Annotated in this window: 9 protein-coding genes and 1 pseudogene; 5 read left to right on the top strand and 5 right to left on the bottom strand. The window is 58.1% G+C overall.

Annotation, left to right across the window (positions count from 1 at the left end; translation table 11 throughout):
- Positions 1-784 precede the first annotated feature (784 nt).
- Positions 785-1,603, bottom strand: a complete 819-nt coding sequence (locus ACNJX8_RS10935) for a YopT-type cysteine protease domain-containing protein (RefSeq protein ID WP_439360610.1) — start codon at positions 1,601-1,603, stop codon at positions 785-787.
- A gap of 638 nt (positions 1,604-2,241) precedes the next feature.
- Here ACNJX8_RS10935 and ACNJX8_RS10930 point away from each other — a divergent pair.
- Positions 2,242-2,466, top strand: a complete 225-nt coding sequence (locus tag ACNJX8_RS10930; protein ID WP_439362071.1) for a hypothetical protein — start codon at positions 2,242-2,244, stop codon at positions 2,464-2,466.
- Here ACNJX8_RS10930 and ACNJX8_RS10925 read toward each other — a convergent pair.
- The 4 genes and pseudogenes from ACNJX8_RS10925 to ACNJX8_RS10910 all read right to left on the bottom strand — a co-directional run bounded on the left by ACNJX8_RS10925 (position 2,364) and on the right by ACNJX8_RS10910 (position 7,192).
- On the bottom strand, positions 2,364-2,744 hold the full coding sequence (locus tag ACNJX8_RS10925; protein ID WP_430640509.1) for a DUF7694 domain-containing protein: 381 nt from the start codon (positions 2,742-2,744) through the stop codon (positions 2,364-2,366). The genes ACNJX8_RS10930 and ACNJX8_RS10925 overlap by 103 nt on opposite strands.
- Before the next feature lie 20 nt (positions 2,745-2,764).
- Positions 2,765-2,926, bottom strand: coding sequence for a hypothetical protein (locus ACNJX8_RS10920; protein WP_439360608.1), 162 nt, complete (start codon positions 2,924-2,926; stop codon positions 2,765-2,767).
- 1,512 nt (positions 2,927-4,438) lie between these two features.
- Positions 4,439-4,765: pseudogene (locus tag ACNJX8_RS10915) on the bottom strand (nif-specific transcriptional activator NifA); the annotation flags it as partial.
- A gap of 543 nt (positions 4,766-5,308) precedes the next feature.
- On the bottom strand, positions 5,309-7,192 hold the full coding sequence (locus ACNJX8_RS10910; protein WP_439360607.1) for an NEL-type E3 ubiquitin ligase domain-containing protein: 1,884 nt from the start codon (positions 7,190-7,192) through the stop codon (positions 5,309-5,311).
- Positions 7,193-8,698: 1,506 nt separating this feature from the next.
- Between ACNJX8_RS10910 and ACNJX8_RS10905 the strand changes: the two genes are divergently transcribed.
- The 4 genes from ACNJX8_RS10905 to ACNJX8_RS10890 all read left to right on the top strand — a co-directional run bounded on the left by ACNJX8_RS10905 (position 8,699) and on the right by ACNJX8_RS10890 (position 12,376).
- Positions 8,699-8,986, top strand: a complete 288-nt coding sequence (locus ACNJX8_RS10905; protein WP_439360606.1) for a hypothetical protein — start codon at positions 8,699-8,701, stop codon at positions 8,984-8,986.
- Positions 8,987-9,957: 971 nt separating this feature from the next.
- Complete coding sequence (locus tag ACNJX8_RS10900) at positions 9,958-10,257, top strand: hypothetical protein (protein WP_439360605.1); 300 nt, start codon at positions 9,958-9,960, stop codon at positions 10,255-10,257.
- Positions 10,258-10,401: 144 nt separating this feature from the next.
- Entirely contained in the window at positions 10,402-11,871 is a 1,470-nt protein-coding gene (locus tag ACNJX8_RS10895; RefSeq protein WP_439360603.1) for an acetyl-CoA carboxylase biotin carboxylase subunit, read from the top strand.
- A gap of 1 nt (position 11,872) precedes the next feature.
- Positions 11,873-12,376, top strand: a complete 504-nt coding sequence (locus ACNJX8_RS10890) for an acetyl-CoA carboxylase biotin carboxyl carrier protein subunit (protein ID WP_439360602.1) — start codon at positions 11,873-11,875, stop codon at positions 12,374-12,376.

The raw sequence follows: 12,376 nt of genomic DNA, 5'->3' as shown, positions 1-12,376 counted from the left end.
GGCAAATGACCTTGTAGTCCAGCTGGTGGCAAAGCTGGACCAATTCCAAAGAGTTATGGATCAGGCTGGCGACATCGCTGCCGGTCTGCTTGAACCGTGAGGCTTAGAACGAACACAGTGCATAGCCTTATCACTGTCCTTCGGGGTTTTGAGGTCTTCGCCAGAGCCGGACGTCAGCGGAAGTGCAGGGACGAGTACAAGGCGCGGATTGTTGCGGAGCTCGTAGCGAGCGTCGACTCGGTTTGTTCGATAGTGCGACGGCATGCATTGGCGCCGCAGCAGCTGTTTGGCTGGTGACGTCGGTACAAAAGAGGGCGGCGATGATTCCGAAGCAGACGAACTACAGCTTTGCCGGCTGTGGTGAATGCCTGGTGCCCGCTCTTTAGCCCTGAGCGCAAAGGGGCGCGTAAGGCATCGAAACCCACGCGAGGAGCTTAACCTTCTTTCAGGCAAGCTCTAATGGGTCGTCGGTCCCGCTTGAATGCAAGCGCAGATCATTCAGACTTTGACGCGCGATGGCACATCAACCTGAGTGATCGGCAGCCTCTATCTCTGAACATTCGACCCCGCTGCACTGCTTTCGAGAGTTTCCGTCGACCGTACCGCTCCAACATTTGAAGGGCCGCGGTGAGCTCCGGCATCACGTCGGGCGCACGTTGAGAGCGGCAGAATCCGTGTTCCCGGCCGTGGTGCTGCACTGTCGGAGGCGATGCGGCTGTCCGGTATCGATCACGAAAGGATCCGCGCCTGGGATCGGCAAGGTCCGTCGGAACCTCCGAAACACTCACGTCATCCTTTGTGTGACGACCGTCGATATATCAAGTCCGTTCGGCGGGTTGCTGTAACGGTCGGCAAGACTTTTGAACAAGTCACCCATCTGATCCGACCGAACAGTAAATTCTCCATAGTTAGGATCAAAGAGGGTCGTCATTCCATTCGATGTCGACGTTGCGATCATGTGGGCGCCACCTGCGGCGAAACGCAAGCTGACCAAGTAGATCGATGGATCGTGGGTGACCTCGTTCACGATCTTGTCAATGCGCGAAGATGTACCAAACCTATATGGCGTTTGTTCGGCGGACGGCTCTAGGCCGGCTTCGCGTAAAATCGTGCTTCTTGCCTGAGGATTGTGAGAACCTTCCGCCGTCTTGAGGTCTTCATACCGCTGCTGCAGCCCTGCCGCCGAGCTGTGAGTCTCAGTACCCGGGCGCAGCGCCCTCATCCGGGATGAAGGGCTGCTTGGGAGATTGCGGATCCACTCCGCTGCCAATCCAACGCAGATGCCGTTGACATTGGCCTCGGGCAATTCAGCAGTCCTGTAATCGAACAGAGGAGGGATCGGCCTTGCTGGAGAGGATGGAGTTGAGCTGGAGGACAGAGAGGATATGCTGAGATCTGAGGTGCTTGGACTGTAAATGTTTGCATCGGAGGTCTGTGGCTTGCTGCAGCAGAGCCCCATTTTGTCGGGCAATTCCCCAGGTGGCAAGCTCTCCCGTCGAGCGAGATCCGTCAGTGTTTGTGCAAATTCGCTGCTGTCTGCCGGCTGACTCGGTTCGTTAGTTTGATTGAGGCGTGTGAATAGGCCACTAACTCGATTATACATGGCGGTTCGCCTGCCTCTTCAGCGTACGTTTCCTCAGAGCGAGGGCGGGCTGCTTACGCCCTGCCTGCGAATGCTATTGCGGCAAGCTGACGACGAGCTGACAACCAAATAGGCTTGGAGAAGCTACGGCCCCAGTTGGCTATTTGGTGACTCGACCGTCTCTGCTCATCAGCACCGCTCCAGATGGGTAGTAGCCGACGAGCTACCGGCTCTTGCAAAGCGACCGGTAGGCCTAGCTCGAGCAATTCCGGATGCAGTCAGGGTGACACCGACCCCGGCTCGTGGCCTAGGCGGCGCCTGGACAGCGCCTTTCAAACTTGAATTCGGCCGTCGCTTTGGCTTCGATCTCGCCATTTCGCGTTATGCCGTTCGATCGGCACATGCTTTTCGTTCCAAAGAGTGCGCAACCGCTTCGTCGGATCGTCCAGTGATTGCCTTGTGACCGGTCGCCGGCCCGGTGAGACGTCGTTGTTGCTGCCGAACCGACGTTCAGCACGGATCCGCAAACACTGATTTGAATGCCGTCAAGACGCCAACTCCAATTCGTTCCTTCGACAATGATTGATCCCAAGTGTATACGAGACCTCTCTTGAACCGGATCAGTGCACTGTCTGCAGCTCCTCTGAAAGCAGTGCACAGTGCAACAGGTGACCGGTCCTGACGTTTATCCGCTTGTGACGCCTCATTCCGGCGGCGCCGAACCGGTGCTTCTGCACCCGCTCGGCCTCATCTTCCGCTCGGATATCGTTAACTCAGCTCATCATGCTGTCGCGCTCATCTGGGCAAACAACATTGCCGCTTCTGATGGCCCTAACCCAACGATGCCTACAAAGCTCGGCGGCGGCATTGGGATGTCCCGATGAGTGGGTCTCCACAGGTGCAGGCAATATCGGCTGTTATTGACATACTGCGAATGTGGTGGATGCAACTGCATGACGCACTCCTCTTCATCCCAGAACAGGTCTTTGACAAAGCACATCTCTTCCCAATTCGGACAGCGCCGCGGCGTCGAGACAGCGACATTCTCCCAGCCAGGACGGACTAATCCACTTATCTTGAGTTCACACCCGCAAGGACCCTGCAAAAAGAACAGGCCGCAAGGACCGGATCCAGGAAAGGTAGCGAACTGGCCGTATTGCACGCGGCCGGCCTCCAGCTTCTCTATGATTCGCGCTCGCACGCCCCCTCCTTTGCCTCTCGGATGGCCTTAAAGTCGACGTAGATGACGTTGTCTCGCAACTCATCAACCGGCTCGGTCCTCGGCCCAGCGCTCCTATACCAGTCTTCAGCGAACCATTCGAGAAAGCCGCAGATGTCCATCATCACTCGTTCTCCTCTTCTTAGCCTTTTAACGCCCGCATTGTGGCCGACTAGCGCTCTCAAGGGCCGCTGCTTGTCTGACTACGAGCCGTGCACGATTTGCGCGACGGCGACTCAGCCCGCAGATTGCACCTTCCCGCTCTTGGTGGTCCGACGGGCTCGCTCACCGGACAACTCCATCATCAAGCCCCTCTCCTGCGAGGCATCTTGCTTGCCAGCCAGTACTGGCCGCACATCGGCTAACAGAGCGAGCGCATCAGCAGCGGTAATATCTACGATCGAACTTTCGCGCTTCAAGCAAGCGTTCCGGGCCGTGCCGATTCATGTCTTATGACGACCTGCTTGAGCACATGAAATCGGCGGCTCGTGGCCCGTCACCTCGTCTTCAATGAATCGATCGTCATCATGTCATGCTCCCTATAATGGCCTTTGACCTCTACATTCCATGATGCCCCGCAAAACCAGTGGCGGCACCAGGTGACGCTGCGCGGCGATCTTGATGCTTTGTGAGGTCGTACTTGATCATTTGCAAGCCTTCTCGCCGAGTCTGAAACAGTGCCAATGCGCCATCTATGTGACCGCGATTGAGTCGCATGAGGTCAAATCGAACGGGCTCCCACCAGAGCCGCGGAGCCCTGGCATGAACTGTCTTCGAGCTGATAACATCGAGCGGATCGACTGCCTGTAAGCTAGCGATCAGAAACAATGATTGGTCGATTCTCATTGACTGCAACTGCGACCGTCGGCCGACCTTCGTCACTACGATGCAACTCCTAACGCATTGTTTCTGGTATGGCGCTCGCGACGCGCTCACCCTTTTGCTGCTGATGCGGGTGTTCTCTTTCAGACGTCGACGTCGCGAATCCGACCACGGGCAGCGACGCCGTGTCGTCAACGCCGACAGACGCGCTTTTTTTTGCATCAAGGCGGTACCGGCACTTCTCCGTCGTGGCACGTAGATTGCTGTGGTGACGGAACGCGACCTCCCTGTACCGACGATGCGCAAGCATATCATCGGCCGGATGCTCGCCGCGCAACAAACAAGAATTCTGATACTCGCGCTCTGAAAGAGGACTGCGAACTTATGAGTGATACGAGGCATGCAAAGCCTGGCATTTTTCCGTGGACCGGCGCGGCGCGTGATGAAATGACACATTGGCGCGCACCAAAACACCCAACGATCAAGCATTACAGCGCCGATTGTCGCTCCTGGCAGGCGCAGAGGAGGTGGAACGTGGGGCTTCTGGCCGTACTCCTCATAAATGCGCTGCTTTGGGCCGCTATCTGCTGGATCATCGCAGCTTTCTTTTGAAGTAATCTCTCGCGGATGGCAAAGGCACGAGGGGCTTTCCGACGCCTCTCGCATGCCGCGGCCGCAACGTATGCGCACCATCAATCGGGACGTGGAGACCTCTTTCACAGAAACCGAGGCGCCGGCGGCATCTCGCGCCGGCGCGACCCCACGGTCGATGTAAAATGTCCTGTTCTGATTGATGCGATCCAGCTTTGGCGGTCGCTTGCCACGATCTCATCGATTACCTTCTGCGGCAGGCGCATCCGGAAGCGCTCGTCGCTCCCTTCGCTCCAGCCGGCGCCCACGGTAATGTCCGGCACGCCCTCATCGTGGAACAGAGAGACGATGCCGTGCCGCATCTGCACAAACGATTGCAGAAGATCGACGACGTTGGCCAGCGTGACTTCTAGCCGGTAGGGTGCGGTGAGTACTTTCGATATTTCGAAGATCACGATAATCGCGCTCTCGTGCAATGGCACATTAGGGACCGCGTCGTCCGTCTCGGAGTTTGCATTAGGCTTTTCTCGCTCGGAAGCGATATGTAGCATCACGACGTCTCTGTTGTTATGACCATCCTCCCTTTCATCCTGTTCGGATTTGCGAATGTTGTGTTGCATGTCATCCTCGATCTCGCCCCATTTTTGGATGATGCAAGAGATAACTTCATATTATGGCACGATGGTAAAATTTAGGATTTTGGCTCCAGTGCAATGCAGAGGAACGCTCCACGTTTTGCGGCCCAATGTCGCGTTCGCGACAGCTTGGCTGCTTCCCCACATCATGCGCGTTTGCTTTCGGACAGAAGCAAGAGCTGGTGCACAAGCCGATCTTCGAGTCGCGCATGTACGGCACTGCCGCTCGAGTGGCATTCCAGGCGAAACATTGATCACAATCCTTAGTATCCCGCGCCTTTGTGAAGGTGACGCGAGCAGCAACGGTACGAACCGCACCTTGCCGCCTTGGGTCAAGCTACGGCTACCGCCATTTGCTTTGCGGCGGAGCTGCCCGGCTGGCGGGTCTCATCGCGATCGCTCAATCGAGCAGCGGCGGCCGAGTGGAAATAGCGATTGACCCTCGCATGAACGGCCACTTTACAGTTCCAGGCCATACGGTTTGAGCACCTCGCGCGTCACCGCACCCCTGATGTCGCGGGCGATGTCGCTGCGGATCTGGGATCCGAGCTCCCGCTCGGCATCGGGGTCGCCTGTCAGGCCGTGCTCGGCGAGAGCTCGGTCCAGGCGAGTTTGAAACTCCTCGCCCATCGCATGGACGAGTTGCTGCTCCAGTTCGGGCCTGATGCGCACCAGCACCGTTTCCCAAGGCTGCCAACGCGTTAGCAGATAGTTCCGGAATCCCGTCGCCTCTTGGTCCCGCACCGACATCGCGGCCCTGGCAACATCGTCTTCTGTCACGTGAGAGATGTTCAAGAAGCGCATGTCAGGGGCAACGTGCCGCAGCTCCAGGGGCTCGCGCAGTTGGGTCTGATAGGCAAGATAGACCTCGATCTCGTCGATGTCGGCGTCCGGGTCGGTGTCCGTGTCGGTGTCGCTATCGGCGTCCGCGCCGGCCTCGATATCGGCGTCCGCGTTAGCGGCGCGGAGCGAGTTGACCGTCTCGCGCGCGATCCCGTCCAGCGCCTGCAAGCGGAACATCACACGGCCGTGTTGGAGCAGTTCGTCGAGCCGCCCGTCATAGGCTCCGTTTTCTATATCAGCGTTCAGGCGTGCGGTCTGCATGCCGTTCCAAGTCAAAGTGATGCGATCCTCGCAGCTCGCGGTCGCTTCGCTGGCCAGCGTGAAAAATTGCTCACGCAGTCGCGGGCTTGCCGCCGCCTGCCGCAGATCTTCCGCGACCCTCAGCCGGAACGCGTCATTACCATAGTTCACCGTGCCCCGCAGCCTGTCGAGGAATCGTGCGTAGTCCTGGGCTCCCTGCTCATGGGCAAAACCTCGCCAGGCAGCCACCGTCTCCGGATCGTTCTCAAGCCAGTCCGCGACAACTTCATGCAACGGCCGCGGCTCGATTGCCACCGCTCCTTCGGCCATAGGCAAAAAGATCTGCGGGCCGGCATAGTCCCCGGCTTGCATGGCTGTCAGCAGATTGGTCTGCAACAACTCGGGCAGTGGATTATTCTCCAGATCAACGCTGGAGCCGCGACCCATCTGCGTCAGCAGGGTCTGGGGCACGCTGGTCAGCTGATTGTTGCTCGCGCCGAGCCATAGCAGGGCTGCGGGCACTGGGTCGGGCAGCCCGGTCAGCTGGTTGTTGATGGCGCTGAACCATTCGAGCTGCGCCGGGAGGGGCTCGGGCAGATTGGTCAGCTGATTGTGATCGACGTTCAGGCGCTGGAGCCCAGCTGGAAGGTCGGGCAGATCGGTCAGCCGGTTGCGGCTCGCGTCGAGCTCCTGAAGCGTTGCCGGAAGAGTATCGGGCAGACTGATCAGCTGATTGTTGTCGACCCTCAAGCGCCGGAGCCCGAGCGGCAGGTCTGCGGGCAGGCTGGTCAGCCCGTTGCCGACGGCGTAGAGCCGCCGAAGCCCGGCCGGAAGGTCGGGCAAGCTGGTCAGCCGATTGTTGCTCGCGTTGAGCCGCTGCAGATCGGCTGGCAGCTCGGGCAGGCTGGTCAGCTGATTGTTCTCGACATTCAGCCGCCGGAGCTCGGGCGGGAGGGGGACGGACAAGGCGGTCAGGGAGAGGGACGACAGATCGAGCGGCTCATCGACGTCGCCCGTCTGCCCCCAAGCCCGCGCTCGACTTGCGGCCTCTTGCCGATTCCCGCCTCCGCCCTGCCCCTCTTCGGCAGCCCGGCCCGCCAGGACCTGGTCCTGCGACGAGGCGGGATCAGCAGCGGACGCGTCTGCCTCCGTGAGGGCTTCGGCCCACTGAGCCGCAGCCGAGGACCCCGGTTGGGAGGTTTCGGATTCGGAAGTCTCGGCAGGAGTGCCAGCGCCAAGCTGAGCCCGTTCTGTATTCATCGATGTCTTCTCTTCTCAGCTAAATAAAAGGAACGCACCGAGCGGCGCTTCTCGAATCCGGTAGCTCTCACCGACGATGAATCACTGACTAATGACGATGCAGGCGATCACAGAGCGCGGTTGCCACCAGAACCGACAAACACGCTGCGCTATTCGCCCACAGGTGTTGCGGCCAGACGTACTGTGTCCGGACGGAATCTGCGGTTATCGAGAGGCTATTTTGTTAGAACAATCCATCCCATTCTCGTCCAGCAGATTAAGCTATCTCTCAGTCCGGCTAGACAGTACCCATGCTATAAGACTTAGCTGTCGATAAACTGACGAGTCTCGGAAGACTCATAATGCGCTGATGGAAACCAACCTGCAGCGTCAGTAGTCCGCTGAAGAAGAACTGGCCAAGGCCAACAGGCCCTCAAGCTAGGCAAGCTGGTTCTGAAGGCGCGCCGGCGTATCACTTCGGACGCGTGCGGCACGATCTTGCGCTTGAATAGTACGGCACAACGCAGCTAGGACTATGTATGTAAGGCGCATGCTCCCTGCCTGTGCCTGGTCCGGGGCCATGCTTATCGGCTGACGCAGATCTTCATCCGCCGCGAGGGTCAAGCCCGCGCGCCTTGCGGGGTGCGGCGCCCGTCTGGCTTTGCCCTTTCGGTCGCAAGCAAGTCCGAGTGGCTCGCCACTGAAGCGAGAGACGATAATGAGCAAGGAACGCTTTATTCACCAGTACCTCACCGAGGGCATCGAGATCCGCGATTTACGTCGGTGCTGGATTAGTGGTCAGACGCCGTGGCATCGCCAGCAGTGGCGGGACTCCCCTTCGACTAGACGAACGCTTCTCGTCGTAACTCCAGCGGGGCATTCGGCGCCTGATACCTTGCAGCATTCGCGATTAAGATCACATCCTCAGAAACACGACCGAACTTTTTAGACCATCGAGACCCCGAACGCATGATACAGACTCATTCAGCGCGTGGATGCATTCCATCAAAACAATCGATTTTGAAGAAAACGGACAGCTCACAGACTTGATTCCAGTGCACACCTCGCGCGACTACCTGGAAATCCGTCCCTCCGACGAACGCAAAGGAAACATTGAGGCATGCCGCAGATATCTCGAATTGGCGAAACTGATATGCCATTGCAGCCGCAACGAAGTGCCAAACACTGACCTTTAACAGCTCGACATGTCCCCGCGCGCACGTCATCCGGGCTTCCGCATTAACGCGACGCATTGACTGCAAATTGAGATCTAGGATTCCGCATTTTCGTGATATGGAAATTAGCTTTCGAGAAGCTGACTAACCAAGTAGATCTGAAGGAGCGTTGGGCAGGCCGCCTGCTCCGCCTTCACCTACGTGTCGCGATCTGGAGCGCGCCACAGGAGCGTCAGGATGCCTCGCCCTACGGTGCCCCTCGACGTCCCTTCCAGGCACTGACTTGCTTGCTCAGCGACATCTGCGCGGGCCATAGGGTCGGGTAGCGATCAACAGGCTGGGGGCCTTTTTGATGATCCGCAGCGACGCTTTACAGCTCTTCCTCAGGCCACGTATCGTCCTCGTTTTTGCGCATCTGCCACACGTGGGCACGCCGAGCCAGCCTGTCGTATTCCTCGGCAATTTTAAGCAGCCTGTCTTTGGCTTTTCCGTCAGCGAGCGCTTCCGCTTTCTTTCGCGTTGCTTCCGCACGGCCTCGCCAGTGGTCGGGCTGGTAGAGTTTACTTTTCGGATTCATGCCGAGAGCATGCAATTGGCAGATCAAAGAAATGCGACACCGGCGCTCCGTATAATCACGTAACAGCGACGCTCGTGGCCTCGGTTGCCGAAGCGGACGGTCGCCATGCACAGCCGAAACACCAAAGTGCGCCTTGCAGCCAAGGCTCGTACGAAGAATGCACAGCCCCGACATCCTCAGACGATGGGATGCACAAGGGGCTTGAATCGGACCTAGCGTTAGATTGTACGATCCTGGACAAGTGGGAACCACGTCCGACAATCCAGCGGTCCGGACACGTCATGAGAATTGCGAATGTTTCAAAGATCTAAACTCACCTGGCGCGACTCGATTAGGACGATAAGATCCTCCAGGCGCATCCTTGTCCGCGCTTCGTCGGAGCTGTTCCTGTCGCGGCTGGACGAAATCGCACGTTTCGAGATCTGCACGGCAGGCGCTTCCATCACCGTAGCCTCACCGGAACGGACGCAAGACGGAGGCTCCGCCCTAGATACGCCACCCAACGAACACAGGCGCGACTACACCAAACACAGTCTCGGCCCGCGCCATCATGGTTCGCTCTGAACGATCGAATGCATCATCAACCGTGGCTTGAGCGCACCTGGCTTTTGTCTGATCTCTCTGCCTCGCGATAGTTGGCCCGGGCCCTTCAACCCGTCGCCGGCTACGGCGTCATTAGTCGCTTAGCGGATAGGCTCACCCAGAATACCTAAGCACATGTCCGCCCAAGCAATGCCTCGCGACATCCAAGCATGAACAACCGCACAATCACCGGAAGCTCCGAAATGATCACTTGCTGGGCCAGCTCAGCCGCGAGCGCTTCGCCTCTTCGCGGGGCTCCGCCAGCACGGCAGGTTTCGCTTCTGTCATGCCGGACAGATGACCAGCACCGTACAGCCAGACCGCAAAAGTGGAAGAACGAGCTTGCCGGCACCGCACTTAAGCAGCTCCGGCCTGCCTCGCGGTTGACAGGTCATGTTGGCGCTTCGCGCAGGAAGAAAAATATCGCAGCCTCACCGACTTGAAGGGATATCATGACTCAAACTCAACAAACTCAGCTGCCTTCGCGCCTCAAACTCTACTACTGCGCCATCGCTGTTGCCGTGGCAGTGACGGCTGCAATGCCCGGGCTTGTCAAGGCGCGCGATCAAGCGCCGACCGCAGAAGAGAAAGAGGCTTGCATGGAGGACGTGTTCCGCCTTTGTAGCAGCCACATACCAGATCGCACCGCTATCACTGCCTGCCTCAGATCCAAGCAAGCGAGCCTCAGTCAGCAATGTCGCTACGTGATCTTCGTGCGAGACACTACCAAGAAAAGCAGCGACTCGAAGTGAAGATGTGGCGGCCGGTTCGTTTGCCTCATCCACAGAAGTGGTCCAAGCTTGACCTGCAGGACGGTCACCCGAGGTCAGGTGACGAGCATGGCCGCCTACAATTGACCGACGCTCTGGTTCAATCGCGCTTGTCCGGATAGGCGAATGCATAAATTACCTTTCGATACCGTTCTGATCGCCAATAGGGGTGAGATAGCCGCACGTATCATCAAAACCTTGAACAAGCTTGGGCTTCGTTCTGCCATTGCCTACCATGACGTTGACGCGGGAACCCCGGCCGTCTCAATGGCCGACCTGGCTGTTCCGATTAGCGGCCGCACGCCAATCGCAAGCTATTTGGACATCGCGCAGATCATCGCTGCCGCCCACAAGGCGAACGCCGGCGCGATACATCCGGGTTATGGAATGCTTTCCGAGAATGCGGAATTCGCCAGCACAGTGATAAAGGCCGGTATTGCGTTCATCGGACCCGCTCCAGAAACCATCGAACTAATGGGCGATAAGATTCGCGCCCGTAATTTCGTTCAGCGCAACGGCTTTCCAGTGGCACCCTGCGCCATCGAGGAAGATGATCCGGCCACATTCGTTTCAAGAGCGCGGGCTATTGGAGTTCCTTTGCTCGTGAAGCCATCAGGGGGCGGTGGCGGCAAGGGAATGCGGATTGTACGGGACCTTGCTACGTTGGAGGCAGCCATTGAGCAGGCGCGCAGCGAAGCGCGTCGCTACTTTGGAGATGGCCGACTTTATGTTGAACGATATATCGAAAGCCCGCGACATATTGAAGTACAGGTGCTCGGTGACTCCTTCGGTAACCTGGTCCATCTCTTCGAGCGCGAATGTTCGGTGCAGCGCCGTTTCCAGAAGATCATCGAGGAAACGCCCTCGCCAGCTCTATCACCAGAATTGCGGACCCGGATTTGCGAAGCCGCCGTCGGCATCGCCCGTGCAGCGAATTATCAGAATGCAGGAACGGTCGAGTTCATTTTCAGCGGCGGAGAGTTCTACTTTCTGGAAATGAATACACGTCTTCAGGTCGAACATCCGGTGACCGAGATGATCACCGGCGTCGATCTGATCGCCGAACAAGTCTATGCGGCAGCGGGCCGAAAACTTGCACTTTCGCAGTCCGACATTGTTTCAAATGGGCATGCAATCGAGCTCAGGCTTTGCGCGGAGGCTCCCGGACGCGGATACGTCCCGACCACCGGCAAAGTACTTCTTCTCGAGTATCCGGATGGCGTACGAATCGACAGCGGCATCATGCAAGGCCAGCACATCACGGCGGCATTCGATCCCATGCTCGCCAAGATCATCGTGCATTCACCGAGCCGCATAGAGGCTGCTCTCAAAGCCCATCGCGCCGTTCGCGAACTGGTTCTACTCGGGTGCGAGACCAACGCGAGCTTGCTCGCCCGGATTCTTTGCGACGAGGCATTTCTTGGCGGTCAGTTCCATACGGGATACCTAGAAGAAAATCCACATCTCGCAACCGGCAACTTTGCTGCCGAAATGTCTGCGTTCCTGGCATCTGCGGCTCTCCTGACAAGACCGGTCCGCGAGTCGGCCGACGCCGTGCCTGAGCTTCACGCGGCGCTCGGTAGTTGGAGAAATTGACGTGTATCACTCATTCGAGGTCGACGGCGTATATCATGAATTGTGGCTTTCACCCAACCAGCAAGACTACCGGCTCCATCTCCGAGACCAGGTCATTGCCCCTGTCGCGTTCACTCGCTGCAATGACAGTAGCGGCATCTTGACCATTGCGGGCCAGAGCGAACCGATCAGGTTCGCCATCGAGGGGGAGCTAATTCACCTTCACATCCGCGGCAGGACGCGCATTTTGCGCTACAATGACCCGTTGCGAGCGTGCGCATCCGGCAATAACGAGACTCACGCTCTGGTGGCCCGGGCGCCGATGCCTGGCTTTGTTGTTGCGATCACGGTTTCGTCCGGTCAATCGGTCTCGTCGGGAATGGCACTGATGCTGATTGAAAGCATGAAGCTGGAAACGATCATACGATCACCACAGGATGGCATCGTCCATCGAATTCACGTCAAGGAAGGTGAGAGCTTCGAGCACGACGCTGTGCTGGTCACGCTCTCTAAAGAAGGGCGCTGA

This window comes from Bradyrhizobium sp. SPXBL-04 (genome assembly GCF_051853035.1).
Lineage (GTDB): Bacteria > Pseudomonadota > Alphaproteobacteria > Rhizobiales > Xanthobacteraceae > Bradyrhizobium > Bradyrhizobium zhanjiangense.
This window is presented reverse-complemented; position numbering and strand designations above follow the sequence as displayed.

Coding starts and splice junctions, on each gene's coding strand:
- ACNJX8_RS10895 (WP_439360603.1), top strand. CDS start 10,402: ATGCATAAATTACCTTTCGATACCGTTCTGATCGCCAATAGGGGTGAG.
- ACNJX8_RS10920 (WP_439360608.1), bottom strand. CDS start 2,926: ATGATGGACATCTGCGGCTTTCTCGAATGGTTCGCTGAAGACTGGTAT.
- ACNJX8_RS10935 (WP_439360610.1), bottom strand. CDS start 1,603: ATGTATAATCGAGTTAGTGGCCTATTCACACGCCTCAATCAAACTAAC.
- ACNJX8_RS10905 (WP_439360606.1), top strand. CDS start 8,699: ATGATCCGCAGCGACGCTTTACAGCTCTTCCTCAGGCCACGTATCGTC.
- ACNJX8_RS10900 (WP_439360605.1), top strand. CDS start 9,958: ATGACTCAAACTCAACAAACTCAGCTGCCTTCGCGCCTCAAACTCTAC.
- ACNJX8_RS10910 (WP_439360607.1), bottom strand. CDS start 7,192: ATGAATACAGAACGGGCTCAGCTTGGCGCTGGCACTCCTGCCGAGACT.